Here is a 15,928-nt window from a genome sequence, read left to right as displayed (position 1 = left end):
CGCGTCAGGGCAGGGGCACGGCCTCGAGCAGGGCACGCACCTGCTCCACACGCCCGCGCCCGCTGCCAGGCACGGGCTGAAGCCGGTGCGCGATGGTCTGCGGCAAGATGGCTTGGATGTCGTCGGGGGCCACATAGTCGCGCTGCGCCAGCAAGGCCCGCGCCCGCGCGGCGCGCAGCACGGCCAAGCCCGCGCGCGGGCTCAGACCCTCGACGAACCAGCGGCCGTCGCGCGTGGCGGCCAGCAGATCTTGCAGATAGTCCAGCAGCGCAGGGGCCGCATGCACGGCGCCGACGGCTTGCTGGGCGGCCAACAGCTCGGCCGGACTCATCACCGGCTGCAGCCGAGCCACCGCCTCGCGACGATCCTGCCCGGCCAACAGCTGCCGCTCGGCCGCCCGGTCCGGGTAGCCCAGGGTGATGCACATCATGAAGCGGTCGAGTTGGGACTCCGGCAGGGCGTAGGTTCCGAGCTGGTCATTCGGATTTTGCGTGGCGATGACGAAAAACGGCGAGGGCAGAGGGCGGGTCTCGCCTTCCACACTGACCTGGTGCTCCTCCATCGCTTCGAGCAGCGCGCTTTGCGTTTTAGGCCCGGCCCGGTTGATTTCGTCGGCCAGCAACACTTGGGCAAATACGGGGCCGGGGTGGAACACGAAGGCTTCTTTGCCGCGATCGTAGATGCTCACCCCCACCAGGTCGGTGGGCATCAGGTCGGCCGTGAACTGCACCCGGGCAAAGCGCAGCCCCAGAGACACGGCCAAGGCATGGGCCAGCGTGGTCTTGCCCACGCCCGGCACGTCTTCGATCAGCAGGTGACCGCCGGCCAACAAGCAGGCCAGGGCGTCTTCCACCTGGGTCGGCTTACCGACGATGATCGTGTTAATCTGATCACGCAGCCGCTGGAGTTGGCTGTGCAAGTGGGGAAAGGCCGGCGCATTCATGGCGCGGACCTTACCCGAAAACAGAAAGACCCCAAGGGGACAAGTTCACGATGGCCACCGGCTATTTCAGTCATCCCGACTGCAGGCGCCATGACATGGGGCCCGGTCATCCCGAGTGTCCAGAGCGCCTGGCGGCCATCGAAGACCACCTGATCGCCACGGGCTTGGACGTGGCCCTGGACCGGCGGGAAGCGCCACTGGTGGATTTGCGCGACGTCCAGCGGGCTCATCACGCGGGCTATGTCGCGCATCTGAAGGACGTCATGGAACAAGTGGCGGCCTCGGGCGAGCGCCGGGCCATCGACTTGGACACGGTGGTGGGGCCGCACACCTGGCAGGCTGCTCTGCGTGCTGCCGGGGCGGCGGTGGCCGCCACCGACGCCGTGCTCGATGGTGAGCTGGACAATGCGTTCTGCGCCGTGCGTCCGCCGGGCCACCATGCCACACGCGCCCAGGCGATGGGATTTTGTTTTTTCAACAACATCGCGGTGGCCGCCCGCCATGCGTTGGATGTGCGCGGCTTGCAGCGCGTGGCGGTGGTGGACTTCGACGTGCACCATGGCAACGGTACCGAAGACATCTTCGCCGGCGACGACCGCGCGTTGATGGTGAGCTTCTTTCAGCACCCGCTGTACCCCTACAGCGGAGACCAGCCCGCGGCGGACAACATGTGCAACGTGCCGGTGCCTGCCTACACCAAAGGCATGGACGTGCGCGAGCTGATCGAGATGATCTGGATTCCGCGTCTGGAGCGCTTCCGACCGCAGATGATCTTCATCTCCGCCGGCTTCGATGCCCACCGCGACGACGACCTGGGACAGCTTGGCTTGGTCGAAGCCGACTACGAATGGATCACTCGGCGGGTGATGGACGTGGCCGAGCGCTACGCCAAAGGGCGGGTGGTGTCCAGCCTGGAGGGGGGCTATCACCTCGGCGCGCTGGCACGCAGCGTTGCAGCCCATCTGCGCGTGCTGGCCGGCGTGTGAGCGGCAGCCTCTGGGCGCGGGCGCTATGCTTTGCGCCGCAACCACTCACGACATCCTGACTCATGGCGTTTTCTCCTGCTGCGGCTCCGAAGGATTTGCAAGATTTGCTGGAGGCCATCGTCCAGCCCTCTGCATTGATCGAAATCGGCGTCATTGCGGTCTGCCTTGCATTGGCTTGGCTGCTGGTGCGTTTGCTGCGAGGCCCACGCATCCCGGAGTCGTCCATCTGGTTTGGCCGACGCATCGTCGATGGCGTGCTCTTTCCGGTGGCCGCCTTGGCCTTGGTGTACCTGGCGCGCGTGATCGTGGACGGCCGGGTGCCGATTGCCGTGTTCCGCGTGGCCGTGCCGGTGCTCATGTCGTTGGTGATCATCCGCATGAGCGTGCGGGTGTTGTCTGCGGCGTTTCCGGCTTCGGCCTTGATGCGGGCGGCCGAACGCACGATTTCATGGCTCGCTTGGCTGGCCGTGGTGTTGTGGATCACAGGCGCTTTGCCGGTGTTGTTGGACGAGCTCGACGGCATCCGTTGGACCTTGGGCAGCACGACCCTGTCGCTGCGACAGGTGCTCGAAGGAACCTTGTCCGCCGGCTTCGTGATGATGGTGGCCCTGTGGATCTCGGCGGCGATCGAATCGAAATTGCTCAAGGGGGCGGTGGGCGAGCGCCTGTCGCTGCGCAAAGCCGCATCCAATGCGGTGCGCGCGCTGCTGCTGTTCGTCGGCTTGCTGGTGGCATTGTCCTCGGTGGGCATCGACCTGACGGCGCTGTCGGTGTTGGGCGGGGCACTGGGCGTGGGCATCGGCTTTGGCCTGCAGAAGTTGGCGGCCAACTATGTCAGCGGTTTCGTGATCCTGGCCGAACGGTCTTTGCGCATCGGCGACTATGTGCGGGTAGACAACTTCGAGGGCTATGTCACCGACATCACCACGCGCTACACGGTGATTCGCGCACCCAATGGTCGGGAGTCCATCGTGCCCAACGAAACGCTCATCACCACGCGGGTCGAAAACCTCTCGCTGGCCGACCGTAACGTGCTGCTGTCCACCGTGGTGCAGGTGGCTTATGGCACGGATGTCCAAACCCTGCGGGAGCACATCGTCGAGCGGGTCAAACAGGTGCCCCGGGTGCTGTCGGAGCCGGGCCCGTCGGCGCACTTGACCGCTTTCGCCAGCGACGGGTTGGAGCTGACGGTCTACTTCTGGATCGCCGATCCGGAGAACGGTCAGGCCAATGTGCGCTCCAGTGTCAATCTCGCCATCCTGGCGCTGTTCCAAGAACGCGGGGTGGAGATTCCCTTCCCCCAACGGGTGGTGCATTGGCGCGCACCGGCGCCGGCCGAGGGCGCAGCCGACCCCGCGCGCTGAACCGTGCTCACGGCGCGTCGCCCTCGGCCGTGCGCAGCGGAATCGACAGCCCCAGGCGACGGATGCGAGGGCCGTCCATCTCGCGCACGCTCAGGATGGCCTCGCCCAGCGTGACCCGATCGCCCACGACAGCGGGGCGACCCAGATGCTGGGCGACCCATTCGGCCAGCGGGAGGTGGGCATCGGGCACGGCTGGCAGCCCGTAGAACTCGCACAACAAGCCGATGGGTTGGTGACCGTCGAGCACGAAGTCGCCAAAGACGGCGCGGCTGAGTTCTTCATCATCCCGTTCGGGCAGGGCCACACCGAAGCGCCGGCCGGCCCACCCGATGGTCGTGCCTTGCAAGACCAAGGACACCAGCACGACCACGAAGGCCACCTCGAACAGCAGCATCGCATCGCCCACTCCGGCCATCAGCGGGAAGATGGCCAGCACGATCGGCACCGCCCCGCGCAAGCCCACCCAAGAGATGAACCACACCTCGCGGGCGGCAAAGCGAAAAGGCGCCAGACACATCCAGACGGCCAAGGGGCGTGCCAGAAACATCAAGACGGCCGAGACTCCCAAGGCCGCCAAGCCACTGTCCAGCAGCCGTGAGGGCGTCACCAGCAGGCCGAGCAACAAGAACATCACCGCCTGCGACAACCACGCGTAGCCGTCCATCGCGGAAAAGGCCGCCCGCACCCGTCGGCCACCGCGGTTGCCCAGGACCATGCCGAACAGATAAATCGCCAGAAAGCCCGAGCCCCCGCTCCAACCGGTGAGCGAGAACACCAGCAAACCCGAGGCCACCAGCAGCAAACCCATGATGCCGCCGCCGGCTTGCTGACGAGGCAGGCGGTGCACGACTTCGCTCATCAGAAAGCCCGCGCCCACGCCGACGAGCGTGCCCAGTCCGAACTGTTGCAGAAAAGACCACAGCATCATGGCCATGCCCGTGTCGGCCGTGGGTGCGGCGGTGATGAGTGCGATGAAGGCCATCGTCAAGAAGACGGCCATCGGGTCGTTCATGCCCGATTCGATCTCCAGCGTGGCGGCCACGCGTTCATTGAGCTGCACCCCCGAGCTCTTGAGCAGGGCAAACACCGCAGCCGCATCGGTGGAGCCGACGATCGCCCCCAGCAACAAGCCGTGCTGCCACGGCAAGCCCAGCAGCAGCATGGCGCCCACCCCCGTGAGCACCGCGGTGATCAAGACCCCGACGGTCGCCAGCAGCAGCGATGGTTTGAGCCCGGTTCGGAAGGTCGACAACGCGGTGCGCAACCCGCCGTCGAGCAGGATGACGGCCAGCGCCACGTTGCCCACCCAGAAGCTGAGCGTGAAGTCCGAGAACTTCAATCCTCCCGGTCCGTCCTCTCCGGCCAGGCCGCCGGCGATCAGAAAGATCAGCAAAAAGGAAAAACCCGCCCGGGCCGACAACATGCCGGCCAACACGCTGCCCAGCAGCAAGGCGGAGGCAATGAGGAGGGGGACATTGATGAAATTGAAATCCATGCACGGACCTGCGGTCAGGCTCCAGCGTAACAGCAAGTCCACGCGGCCGATGGGCCGCGTGCATGAAGGGCTGCGGCATGCAAGGTCATGGTTGCCGCCCCGCGGGTGATGCGCGTGCCGCCGCCGCTCAGGCGGGGGCGGTGGCTGGCCTCAGACGGCTGCCACCGGGATCTTGCCGATGCGGGCTTGCCATTCTCGCGGGCCGGTGATGTGGGCGCTGGTGCCGCCGGCATCCACGGCCACCGTCACGGGCATGTCCACCACGTCGAACTCGTAGATGGCCTCCATGCCCAGGTCTTCGAAGGCCACGACCCTGGCGGCCTTGATCGCCTTGCTGACCAGATAGGCCGCCCCGCCCACGGCCATCAGGTAAGCACTCTTGTGCTTCTTGATGGCCTCGATGGCTGCAGGGCCGCGTTCGGCCTTGCCGATCATGGCGATCAGCCCGGTTTGGCTGAGCATCATCTCGGTGAACTTGTCCATGCGCGTGGCCGTGGTCGGGCCTGCCGGGCCCACCACCTCGTCGCGCACCGGATCGACCGGGCCCACGTAATAGATCACCCGGTTGGTGAAATCCACCGGAAGCTTCTCGCCGCGTGAGAGCATGTCTTGGATACGCTTGTGGGCCGCATCGCGGCCGGTGAGCATCCGGCCAGACAGCAATAGCGTTTGCCCGGGCTTCCAGCTAGCGACTTCCTCACGCGTGAGCGTGTTCAAGTCCACCCGGCGGCTCTTGTTGTAATCCGGGGCCCAGTGCACATCGGGCCACAGATCCAGACTCGGCGGATCGAGGTAGACCGGCCCGGAGCCATCGAGCACGAAATGCGCATGCCGCGTGGCGGCACAGTTGGGAATCATCGCCACCGGCTTGGACGCCGCATGCGTCGGGTACATCTTGATCTTGACGTCCAGCACCGTGGTCAGTCCGCCCAAGCCCTGTGCGCCGATGCCCAGCGCATTGACCTTTTCGTACAGCTCCAGGCGCAGCTCCTCGAGCTTGTTGCGCGGGCCGCGCTGCTGGAGCTCGTACATGTCGATGTCTTCCATCAGGGCTTCCTTGGCCAGCAACATGGCTTTTTCAGCCGTGCCGCCAATGCCGATGCCCAGCATGCCCGGCGGGCACCAGCCCGCGCCCATGGTGGGCACGGTCTTGAGCACCCAGTCCACCAACGAGTCGCTGGGGTTCATCATCACGAACTTGGTCTTGTTCTCCGAGCCGCCGCCCTTGGCCGCCACGGTCACGTCCACGGTGTGGCCGGGCACCAGCTCCATGTGGATGACTGCCGGCGTATTGTCCTTGGTGTTCTTGCGCTCGAATTGCGGATCGTCCAGCACCGAGGCGCGCAGCTTGTTGTCTGGATGCAGGTAGCCGCGGCGTACACCTTCGTTGATCGCGTCGGCGATGGAGCCGGGGAAATTGGCGAACCGCACATCCATGCCGATCTTGAGGAACACGTTGACGATGCCGGTGTCTTGACAGATCGGGCGGCGGCCCTCGGCACTCATGCGCGAGTTGGTGAGGATTTGCGCAATTGCATCCTTGGCCGCCGGTGACTCTTCGCGTTCATAGGCGCGGGCCAAATGCGCAATGTAGTCGGCCGGATGGTAGTAGCTGATGTACTGCAAGGCAGCAGCCACGCTTTCGACGAGATCGTCGTACTGGATCGTGGTGGTCATGGGGCTGGCTGGAGGAGTGTGTGAGTGGGGCAAACCGGCGAAAGCCCGGGCAGCCCATGATTTTAGCTGGCCGAAGGGGCAAGCACCCGTTGGCCTGAGCGATCGGGACCATGCTTGCACGAGGTGGACCGGCTGCCGCGAAATGTCCGAGTGACGACCACGGAAAACGAGGCGGCACATGTTTCTACAATCTGCCGGTTTTTGCGCGCCGTCATGGGGTGCCATGTCGGCGGTTTGAGCCACCCATTCGCTTGCCTGGATACGATGAACCTGCTGGCCACGGTCGTCTTGCTCCCCCTGGTGCTGGGCACTGGGTTGTGCTTCTGGTTGGGGCGCAGTCAGACGCCGGCGCGACGCCGGGCCACCGCTTGGGCGGCCGGCGGGGTGGCCATCGCCGTGCTGGGGCTGTTGCTCGTCTCGGCCGCGCCGGTGTTGGCCGGCCAAACCTTGCTGGCGCACTGGCCCTGGGTGAGCGCCATCGGCCTGAATGTCGGTCTGCGGCTGGACGGCCTGGCCTGGATGTTCGCCGCGCTGATCAGTGGCATGGGCGTTCTCATCGTGCTGTATGCCGCCCACTACCTGCATGAGCACGATCCAGCCGGCAAGTTCTTCAGCACGCTGATGCTCTTCATGGCGGCGATGCTGGGCATCGTGCTGTCGGACAATCTGCTGCTGCTGGTGGTGTTCTGGGAGCTCACCAGCCTGTCGTCCTTCCTGCTCATCGGCTACTGGGGCCACAAGGAAGAATCGCGCGCCGGGGCCCGCATGGCGCTGGCGGTCACCGGCGGTGGTGGGCTGGCGATGCTGGCCGGCTTCGTGGTGCTGGGCCAAATCGCTGGCACCTACGAGCTGTCGCAGATGCTCGGTCGCGGAGCCGAGATCCAATCGCACCCGATGTTCCCGGTGGCGCTCGTCCTCATCCTGCTGGGTTGCTTCACCAAGAGCGCGCAGTTCCCATTCCACTTCTGGCTGCCCGAGGCCATGGCCGCGCCCACGCCGGTGTCGGCCTACCTGCACTCAGCCACCATGGTGAAGGCAGGGCTCTTCCTGCTGGCGCGGCTGTACCCGGTGGTCGGCGGCAACGCCTTGTTCGAGGGCATCGTCGCCACCGTGGGCCTGGTGACGATGGTGTTTGCCGCCTTCGTGGCATTGTTCAAGCACGATCTGAAAGGCTTGCTGGCTTACTCCACCGTCAGCCACCTGGGCTTCATCGCCTTTTTGATCGGCCTGTCCTCGCCGATGTCGGCCGTGGTGGCGCTCTTCCACATCCTCAACCATGCCAGCTTCAAGGCGGCGCTGTTCATGACCGCCGGCATCGTGGACCATGAAACCGGCACCCGCGACATGCGCCGCTTGGGCGGGCTGATGAAGGCCATGCCGTGGATGGGCAGCTTTGCGATGCTGGCTGCGGCCTCGATGGCTGGACTGCCGCCGTTCAACGGCTTCTTGTCCAAGGAGATGATGTTCGAGCAGGCCGTGCACGCGCAGTTCTGGGGCGCGCTGAGCTGGCTCGTGCCGGCGCTGGCCACCGTCGGCGGGCTGTTCTCGATGGCCTACTCGTTGCGCCTGGTGCACGACGTGTTCTTCAACGGCCCAGCCCGCGATCTGCCGGTCCATCCGCACGAACCCCCCTGGGGCATGAAGGCCCCGGTGGCCTTGCTGGTGGCGATCTGCATCGCCGTGGGCCTGATGCCGGCGTTGATCACCGGGCCGCTGGTGGTGGCCGCCGCCACCGCGGTGCTGGGCGCGCCGCCGCCGGACTTCCACCCGGCTCTGTGGCATGGTTTCAACCTGCCGTTGCTGATGAGCGTGATCGCCGTCGGTGGTGGTGCCATCTACTACTTTGCTTTGCAGGCAGGCGGTCGCCTGCACCGCCACGAGCCGCGCGCCTTCAGCGGCAAGGCCGTTTTCACGGCGTTCATTGACGGTCTGTTCGGGCTTGCCGGTCGCATCACGGCCGCCATCGAGAACGGCTCGCTGCAGCGCTACCTGGCCTGGATGATCGGCTTGGCGATTGTGCTGGGAGCCTGGCCGTTTTGGACGCCAGCAGCCCCGACGCTGGGGCCGGGCGATCGGGAGTTGTTGCCGGCATCGCCCGTGGCCGTGGCGGTGTGGGGCGTGCTGCTCGTCGTCGGTGCAGCCTTGCTGCTCAATCACCGCCAGCGCTATGTGGCAGCCATACTGGCCGGGGCCGTGGGGCTGGCGGCCTCACTGACCTTCCTGGCCCTGTCCGCGCCGGACCTGGCCATGACGCAACTGTCGGTGGACGTGGTGTCCACCGTGCTGCTGCTGATGGGCTTGGCCTTGCTGCCGCAGACGACGCCGGCCGAATCCAGCCGCTGGCGCCGATGGCGCGATGGGACGCTGGCGCTGGCCGCTGGCGGGGCCGTGGCCTGGGTCACGTGGTTGATGCTGACCAGCAACCACGAGTCCATCGCCTGGTACTTCCTCGAGCAGTCCGTGCCGGCTGGCGGCGGCACCAATGCGGTCAATGTGATCCTGGTCGACTTTCGTGGCTACGACACTTTTGGCGAAATCACCGTGCTGGGGATTGCGGCCTTGGGCGTCTTGGCGCTGCTGGACGGCCTGCGCGTGCGGCGGCTCCGCTTGGATCCCGAGGGGCGCCCCTGGAGCTATGGTCAGGAACCTTTGATGCTGCGGGTGGTCGCCCGTTTGGTCTTGCCTTTGGCCTTGCTGGTCAGCGTCTACATTTTCTGGCGTGGCCACAACCTGCCGGGCGGCGGATTCATTGCCGGATTGATCACGGCCGTGGCCTTGGTTTTGCAGTACATGGCCATGGGGCAAGCCCGTGCCGAGGCCGTGCTGCGCAGCGCAGCCGGTCGGCGCTTCGTGCGTTGGATCGGCATCGGCCTGGGCATTGCCTGGGCCACCGGCGTGGGGGCCTTCTTCTTCGGCAAGCCCTTCCTGACCAGCGCCCATGGTCATCCGGTCGTGCCCGTGCTGGGAGAGCTGCCGTTGGCCACCGCCGCCCTGTTCGATCTGGGGGTCTACATCACCGTGGTGGGCGCGACCATGCTGATGCTGTCGGTGCTGGGGGCGGCCAGCAAGGAAACGTCCAAGGACAAGGGAGCAAGCGCATGACGATGGAGTTCCTCGTGGCCACTGGCATCGGCTGGGTGACGGCCTGCGCCATTTACCTGATGCTGCGCGGGCGCACCTTCCCGGTGGTGCTCGGTCTGAGTCTGTTGGGCTATGCGGTCAACGTGTTCATCTTCGCGATGGGCCGTCTGTGGAGCGGTGCACCGCCCATCCTGACACGAGGCGCCGAGGTGGCCGACCCGCTGCCCCAGGCACTGGTGCTCACTGCCATCGTGATCGGGTTTGCCACCACCGGCTTCGTGATCGAGATGGCGCTGCGCAGTCGGCACGAAAGCGGCACCGACCATGTCGATGGGCGCGCAGACAAGACGGAGCAGGCATGAGCGGACTGATCCACCACCTGCCCATCTTGCCGGTGCTGCTGCCGGCCTTCACCGCCATCGTCTTGTTGCTTCTTGGCGATCATGGGGGCGACTCCCATGGCGGGCATGGACACCACAAACTGCTGTGGGCTCGCCGCATCGGCTTGGCCTCGACGGTGCTGGGCCTGTGCATTGCCGCCGGCTTGGTCGTCGAAGTCGGTCGTGGCGAGCTGCTGGCGTACCGGGTGGGCGACTGGCCGGCTCCCTTCGGCATTCTCGTATTGGTCGATCGCTTGGGCGCGCTGATGCTGCTGCTGACCTCCTGCGTGGCGCTGCCGGTGCTGTGGTATGCCACGGGCGGTTGGGATGCACACGGCCGCTACTTCCACGCCATCTTCCAGTTTCAGCTCATGGGGCTCAACGGTGCGTTCGTCACCGGCGACCTGTTCAACCTCTTCGTCTTCTTCGAGGTGCTGCTCATTGCGTCCTACGTCTTGATGGTGCATGGGCAGGGGAAGGAGCGCTTCCGCGTGGGCGTGCACTATGTGGTGTTGAACCTGGCCGCATCCTCACTGTTCCTCATCGGCGTGGCACTCATCTATGCCAAGACGGGCACGCTCAACATGGCCGATTTGGCGCTGCGCGTGCCCCAAGTGGCCGCGCCGGACTCGGTGGTGCTGCAGGCCGCAGCCTTGGTGCTGTTGGTGGTGTTCGGTTTCAAGGCGGCTTTGATGCCGCTGGCGATGTGGTTGCCGGCCACTTATGCCGCGTCCAGTGCGCCGGTGGCCGCCCTGTTCGCGATCATGACCAAGGTCGGGGTTTATGCCATCGTGCGGGTGCATGGCGTGATCTTCGGCGCCGAGGCAGGTGATGCGGCCCTCACCGTGCAGCCGGTCCTGCTGCCGCTGGCCCTCCTCACCAGCGTCGTGGGCGTGATCGGCGCACTGGCGGCGCGCACGTTGCCGCGCATGGTGGCCTGGCTCACGGTGGCTTCGGTGGGCACCGTGCTGGCCGGCTTGGGGCTGTTTTCCTCCCAGGCCTGGTCGGCGGCGCTGTACTACATGCTCAACAGCACGCTGGTGACGGCCGGACTGTTCCTGCTGGCCGAACTCGTCGGCGCCCAGCGGGGCGATGCGGCCACGCAGCTCGTGCCGGCGTCGCCGGTGGCCCAACCCACGCTGCTGGGGCTGATGCTGCTGCTGGCGGCCGCCTCCACGGCGGGCCTGCCACCGCTGCCGGGCTTCATCGGCAAGCTGATGATCCTCGAGGCGGCCAGCCATCATGCCTGGCAGGCCATGGTGTGGAGCGTCGTGCTGGGAGTGGGCTTTCTCACGCTGGTCGGTCTGGCGCGGGCCGGCAGCATCCTGTTCTGGCACGTGCGTGATGATCGCCCGGCCATCGGCGCCTCCGGCGCCAGCCCCAGGCTGCTGGTTCCGACGCTGGCCTTGTTGGCCGCCAGTGTTGCGCTGAGCGTTTGGGCTGCGCCCATTCAGCGCTATACCGAGGCGGCCGCATTGCAGCTCGTGGATCGCGCCGCCTATGCGCGGGCGGCCTTGCCCGAAATGGGCGGCGAGGCCGCGCGCACCACACGGCCGTATCGCCCCGCGCAGGAGACCTCACGATGAACGATCGATCCTCCGGCCCTCGCGATCGCTCCCGCATGCCTGCAGGAAGCCACCTGGCGTTGTCGGTGCTGCTGGCCTTGGCTTGGCTGCTGTTGCAAGGCAGTGTGGCCGTGCCTCACCTGATCACGGCAGCCGTGCTCGGTTGGGGGCTGCCACGACTGACGGCCGGCTTTCTTGGGCCGGCGCTGCAGCCGCGGCGGATGCGCACGGTTGTGCGCCTGGCTGCCATCGTGCTGTGGGACATCGTGGTTTCCAACCTCACTGTTGCCCGCATCGTCCTGTGGCCAGGGGCAGACCCGCAGCCGGCCTGGGTGCGGGTGCCTTTGCAGCTCCAACATCCCGGTGCGATCAGTTTGCTGGCCACGATCATCACCAACACACCGGGGACGGTCTCCTGTGTGGTCGATGAAGAACGTGGCGAGATCCTCGTCCATGCCTTGGACTGCCAGGACCCCGAGGCTTTGGCTGCGCAAATCAAGTCGCGCTACGAGCAACCCTTGAGGGAGATCTTCGGATGAATGAATGGCCTGTGATTCCGTGGGCGCTGGACATCGCCTCGGCTTGCGTGGGGATGGCGCTGGTGCTGTGCGTCTGGCGGCTGTTGCGTGGCCCGGAATTGACCGATCGTGCGCTGGCGCTGGACACCATGTACATCAATGTCGTGGCTCTGGTCATCCTGTTGGGGATGCGGTTTCGTACCGAGCTGCTCTTCGAGGCCGCGTTGATCATTGCCTTGCTGGGGTTTGCTTCCACGGTGGCGCTGGCTCGTTACCTCAGCCGTGGCGATGTGATCGAGTGAGGTGAGCCATGTGGAACGACATTCACTGGGCCGTGCAGGCCGTCATCGCGGTGACTTTGGTGGTCGGTGGGGCGTTCGCCTTGATCGGTGCCATTGGCATGTTGCGCTTTCCCGACTTTTTCATGCGTCTGCATGCGCCGACCAAAGCCACCACCCTCGGCGTCGGCGGGGTGCTGATCGCCAGCATGGTCAGTCAATGGGCTGCGGGGCAATTCGGCTTGCATGAGCTCTTGATCACGCTGTTCCTGTTCGTGACCGCGCCGGTTTCTGCCAATCTGCTGGCCAAAGCGGCCTTGCACCGGCGTAGCCCATCGAAGGCGCCGGTGCCGCCGGATCAACCCCGTTCCTGAGGCGGCTCGTGGGGGCGCCACAGGACCCAAACGAGCACGTAGCCCAGGGTCGAGCTGACCACGGCCAGAATGGCCAGCCCCACCACCAAGGGGGTGCCGGTGGACTGAATGGACTGCCACAGTCCCTGCCACCAGCCCTGTTGTTGAGCCAAGGTTTCGATCTGGCTTTCGAGGGCCTGTGCGACGATTTCGCCACTGCGATGGCCGAGGACCCAACTGCCAATCTGATAGGCCAACCAGTACACCGGCGGGAAGGTGAAGGGGTTGGTGACCAGCGTCGAGGCGGCGGCCACCGCCACGTTGGCGCGAAAGAACACCGCCGTCACCACCGCAAAGAGGAACTGCGCCACCGGCAGCATGAAGCCGAAAAACAGGCCGATGCTCACCGCGCGGGCCACGCTGCCGCGGTCCAGGTGCCAAAGGTGATCATCCTGCAGGCGGTGCGCCACCGGGCGCAGCCATTTGGACGCCAGCAGTTGCTCACGCGTGGGCAGCCAACGCTTCATGGGGAAGTCAGCGGTCGTCGCGCGGGGAGGAGTGGCTCATCAGCCGGTCGGCCAGGGCGATGGCCAGGGCCGAGAACAGGAAGGCAATGTGGATCACGGTTTGCCACAGCAGCACTTTCTCTTCGTAATTGCCGGCATTGATGAAGGTCTTGAGCAGGTGGATGGACGAAATGCCGATGATGGCCGTGGCCAGCTTGACCTTCAGCACCGAGGCATTCACGTGGCTGAGCCATTCCGGCTGGTCCGGGTGCCCCTCCAGGTGCAGGCGAGAGACGAAGGTCTCGTAACCACCCACGATCACCATGATCAGCAGGTTGGAGATCATCACCACGTCGATCAGCGCCAGCACCACGAGCATGATGATGGTCTCGTTCAGCGCGGTGACCTCAGCGTCGGCCTTGTAACCGATGCTGGTGACCAGCTTGTCCAGCGCGGCCTGGCTGCCGAAGGCTGCCTCCAGCAGATGGACCAGTTCCACCCAGAAGTGAAAAACGTACACGCCCTGGGCGACGATCAGTCCCAGATACAGGGGCAGTTGCAGCCAGCGGCTGGCAAAGATCAGATTGGGCAGCGGACGCAGCCGTGTGGTGCGGGGATCTGGGATGGCACTCATCGATGGCCTAGGGATACTACGGAATGTCGCAAATTCTAGAGCGAGCCGACACTTGCAACCGAGCCCGCGAGCTCAAGCGGGCGGCAGTATTCCAGGGCTTTGTGCTCTTTGCATGCCAGGGTAAAACCGGAGGGGCGGGGAGTCAGCCTTTCGTAAGAGCTTCGCCCTAAGGTTTGGCACCCAGCGGATTGACCGACCATCCACAGGAGACGCACCCATGTCCGACTCGCACAGCAAGCTCTACCCCCCGCCTCCCCAGATCGTTGCCGGCGCGCATGTCTCCGGCATGGCGGCCTACGAAAAGCTCTGTGCCGAGGCCCAGGCCGACTATCCTGGCTATTGGGCCCGCCTGGCGCGCGAGATGGTGAGCTGGAAGCAGCCGTTCACGAAGGTGTTGAACGACAGCAACCCGCCGTTCTTCAAATGGTTCGAAGACGGCACGCTCAATGCATCGTACAACTGTCTGGACCGCAACGTCGAGCGTGGCCTGGGTGACAAGGTGGCCATCATCTTCGAGACCGATGACGGCAAGATCACCCGGGTCACTTACCGCGAGCTGTTGGAGCGCACCTGCCGCCTGGCCAATGCGTTGAAGGCCCAGGGCGTGAAGAAGGGCGACCGGGTGGTGATCTACATGCCCATGTCGGTCGAGGGCGTCGTGGCCATGCAAGCTTGCGCGCGCATTGGTGCCACGCACTCGGTGGTTTTTGGCGGCTTCTCAGCCCAGTCGCTGCGCGACCGCATCCAGGATGCTGGTGCGGTGATGGTGCTGACCGCCGACGAGCAAGTGCGCGGAGGCAAGCAGCTGCCGCTGAAGGCCATCGTCGACGAGGCCTTGGGCATGGGAGGGTGCGAGACGGTGCGCAAGGTCATCGTCTACCGTCGCACCGGTGGCCAAGTCGCCTTTGACGCCGCGCGCGACCTGTGGCTGCACGAGGTCACCCAGAACCAGCCGACGACATGCGAGCCTGAATGGGTCGAGGCCGAGCACCCGCTGTTCCTGCTCTACACCTCGGGCTCGACCGGCAAGCCCAAGGGCGTGCAGCACAGCACCGGCGGCTACTTGCTGCATGCCGCACTGACCACCAAGTGGACCTTCGACCTCAAGGACAAGGACATCTTCTGGTGCACGGCCGACATCGGGTGGGTCACTGGACACACCTATATCGCTTACGGCCCCTTGGCGCTCGGCGGCACTGAACTGGTCTTCGAGGGCGTGCCCACCTTCCCGGATGCCGGCCGATTCTGGCGCATGATCCAGGACCACAAGGTCACGATCTTCTATACCGCGCCCACGGCCATCCGCTCGCTCATCAAAGCGGCTGAAAGCAACGAGGCGGTGCACCCCAAGCGCTACGATCTGTCCAGTCTGCGCATCCTCGGGTCGGTGGGCGAACCCATCAATCCCGCGGCCTGGGAGTGGTACCACGCCAACGTGGGCGGCGGGCGCTGCCCGATCGTGGACACCTGGTGGCAGACCGAAACCGGCGGCCACATGATCACTCCGCTGCCCGGAGCGACGCCGCTGGTGCCGGGCTCGTGCACGCTGCCCTTCCCGGGCATCGATGCGGCCATCGTGGACGAGACCGGCCAGGACGTGCCCCATGGCCAAGGTGGCATCCTGGTCATCAAAAAGCCATGGCCCAGCATGATCCGCACCATCTGGGGCGATCCGGAACGCTTCAAGAAGAGCTACTACCCGCCTGAGCTCAAGGGCTACTACTTGGCGGGCGACGGCGCCAGCCGAGATCCTCAAACCGGTTACTTCACCATCACCGGCCGCATCGACGACGTGCTCAATGTTTCGGGGCACCGCATGGGGACGATGGAAATCGAATCGGCCTTGGTCAGTTGCACCGAACTGGTGGCCGAGGCCGCGGTGGTGGGCCGTCCGGACGAAACCACGGGCGAGGCCATCTGTGCCTTCGTGGTGCTCAAGCGTCCGCGCCCGACTGGCGAGGAAGCCAAGAAGATCGCCAATGAGCTGCGCAACTGGGTGGCCAAGGAAATCGGCCCCATCGCCAAGCCCAAGGACATTCGTTTCGGCGACAACCTGCCCAAGACCCGTTCGGGCAAGATCATGCGTCGCCTGTTGCGCTCCATCGCGCGCGGTGAACCCATCACCCAAGACACCAGCACCTTGGAGAA

Annotated in this window: 14 protein-coding genes; 9 read left to right on the top strand and 5 right to left on the bottom strand. The window is 65.4% G+C overall.

The window, feature by feature from the left end; translation table 11 throughout:
• Positions 1-4 precede the first annotated feature (4 nt).
• On the bottom strand, positions 5-943 hold the full coding sequence (locus CTA01S_RS09360) for an AAA family ATPase (RefSeq protein WP_019560406.1): 939 nt from the start codon (positions 941-943) through the stop codon (positions 5-7).
• A gap of 50 nt (positions 944-993) precedes the next feature.
• On the opposite strand from CTA01S_RS09360, the gene CTA01S_RS09355 reads away from it, so the two are divergent.
• Together CTA01S_RS09355 and CTA01S_RS09350 are read left to right on the top strand one after the other, a co-directional pair.
• Positions 994-1,929, top strand: a complete 936-nt coding sequence (locus CTA01S_RS09355) for a histone deacetylase family protein (protein ID WP_019560405.1) — start codon at positions 994-996, stop codon at positions 1,927-1,929.
• 62 nt (positions 1,930-1,991) lie between these two features.
• Positions 1,992-3,293: a mechanosensitive ion channel family protein gene (locus CTA01S_RS09350; protein ID WP_019560404.1), complete on the top strand. Its 1,302-nt coding sequence runs from the start codon at positions 1,992-1,994 to the stop codon at positions 3,291-3,293.
• Between the two features lie 7 nt (positions 3,294-3,300).
• Here CTA01S_RS09350 and CTA01S_RS09345 read toward each other — a convergent pair whose 3' ends face one another.
• Both CTA01S_RS09345 and CTA01S_RS09340 read right to left on the bottom strand, forming a co-directional pair.
• The gene (locus CTA01S_RS09345) at positions 3,301-4,788 is read right to left on the bottom strand and encodes a potassium/proton antiporter (RefSeq protein ID WP_019560403.1); all 1,488 of its coding nucleotides are present in this window, start codon (positions 4,786-4,788) and stop codon (positions 3,301-3,303) included.
• A 150-nt stretch (positions 4,789-4,938) separates the two neighbouring features.
• Positions 4,939-6,465 carry a fumarate hydratase gene (locus CTA01S_RS09340; protein WP_062194862.1) on the bottom strand — a complete coding sequence of 509 codons (1,527 nt, stop codon included), beginning with the start codon at positions 6,463-6,465 and terminating at the stop codon, positions 4,939-4,941.
• A gap of 264 nt (positions 6,466-6,729) precedes the next feature.
• Between CTA01S_RS09340 and CTA01S_RS09335 the strand changes: the two genes are divergently transcribed.
• Genes CTA01S_RS09335 through CTA01S_RS09310 form a run of 6 tightly spaced genes read left to right on the top strand, consistent with a single transcriptional unit; the run spans position 6,730 to position 12,661 of the window.
• Positions 6,730-9,567 carry a monovalent cation/H+ antiporter subunit A gene (locus CTA01S_RS09335; protein WP_062195069.1) on the top strand — a complete coding sequence of 946 codons (2,838 nt, stop codon included), beginning with the start codon at positions 6,730-6,732 and terminating at the stop codon, positions 9,565-9,567.
• A 2-nt stretch (positions 9,568-9,569) separates the two neighbouring features.
• On the top strand, positions 9,570-9,908 hold the full coding sequence (locus tag CTA01S_RS09330) for a Na+/H+ antiporter subunit C (RefSeq protein WP_198150852.1): 339 nt from the start codon (positions 9,570-9,572) through the stop codon (positions 9,906-9,908).
• Complete coding sequence (locus CTA01S_RS09325) at positions 9,905-11,512, top strand: monovalent cation/H+ antiporter subunit D (RefSeq protein ID WP_084362383.1); 1,608 nt, start codon at positions 9,905-9,907, stop codon at positions 11,510-11,512. Before CTA01S_RS09330 ends, CTA01S_RS09325 begins: the two co-directional genes overlap by 4 nt.
• Positions 11,509-12,030 carry a Na+/H+ antiporter subunit E gene (locus tag CTA01S_RS09320; protein ID WP_019560398.1) on the top strand — a complete coding sequence of 174 codons (522 nt, stop codon included), beginning with the start codon at positions 11,509-11,511 and terminating at the stop codon, positions 12,028-12,030. The genes CTA01S_RS09325 and CTA01S_RS09320 overlap by 4 nt, the downstream gene beginning before the upstream one ends.
• Positions 12,027-12,311, top strand: a complete 285-nt coding sequence (locus tag CTA01S_RS09315; RefSeq protein ID WP_019560397.1) for a K+/H+ antiporter subunit F — start codon at positions 12,027-12,029, stop codon at positions 12,309-12,311. Before CTA01S_RS09320 ends, CTA01S_RS09315 begins: the two co-directional genes overlap by 4 nt.
• Before the next feature lie 8 nt (positions 12,312-12,319).
• Positions 12,320-12,661, top strand: coding sequence for a Na+/H+ antiporter subunit G (locus tag CTA01S_RS09310; protein ID WP_019560396.1), 342 nt, complete (start codon positions 12,320-12,322; stop codon positions 12,659-12,661).
• Here CTA01S_RS09310 and CTA01S_RS09305 read toward each other — a convergent pair.
• The gene (locus tag CTA01S_RS09305) at positions 12,646-13,167 is read right to left on the bottom strand and encodes a DUF2062 domain-containing protein (protein ID WP_019560395.1); all 522 of its coding nucleotides are present in this window, start codon (positions 13,165-13,167) and stop codon (positions 12,646-12,648) included. The genes CTA01S_RS09310 and CTA01S_RS09305 overlap by 16 nt on opposite strands.
• Before the next feature lie 7 nt (positions 13,168-13,174).
• A complete protein-coding gene (locus CTA01S_RS09300; RefSeq protein ID WP_019560394.1) occupies positions 13,175-13,780 on the bottom strand; it encodes a YqhA family protein in 606 nt (201 codons plus the stop codon).
• A 217-nt stretch (positions 13,781-13,997) separates the two neighbouring features.
• Between CTA01S_RS09300 and acs the strand changes: the two genes are divergently transcribed.
• Positions 13,998-15,928, top strand: a 1,931-nt coding sequence (gene acs, locus CTA01S_RS09295) for an acetate--CoA ligase (protein WP_062194858.1), incomplete at its 3' end; no start/stop codon positions are given.

The organism is Caldimonas taiwanensis NBRC 104434, assembly GCF_001592165.1.
GTDB classification, from domain to species: domain Bacteria; phylum Pseudomonadota; class Gammaproteobacteria; order Burkholderiales; family Burkholderiaceae_C; genus Caldimonas; species Caldimonas manganoxidans.
This window is presented reverse-complemented; position numbering and strand designations above follow the sequence as displayed.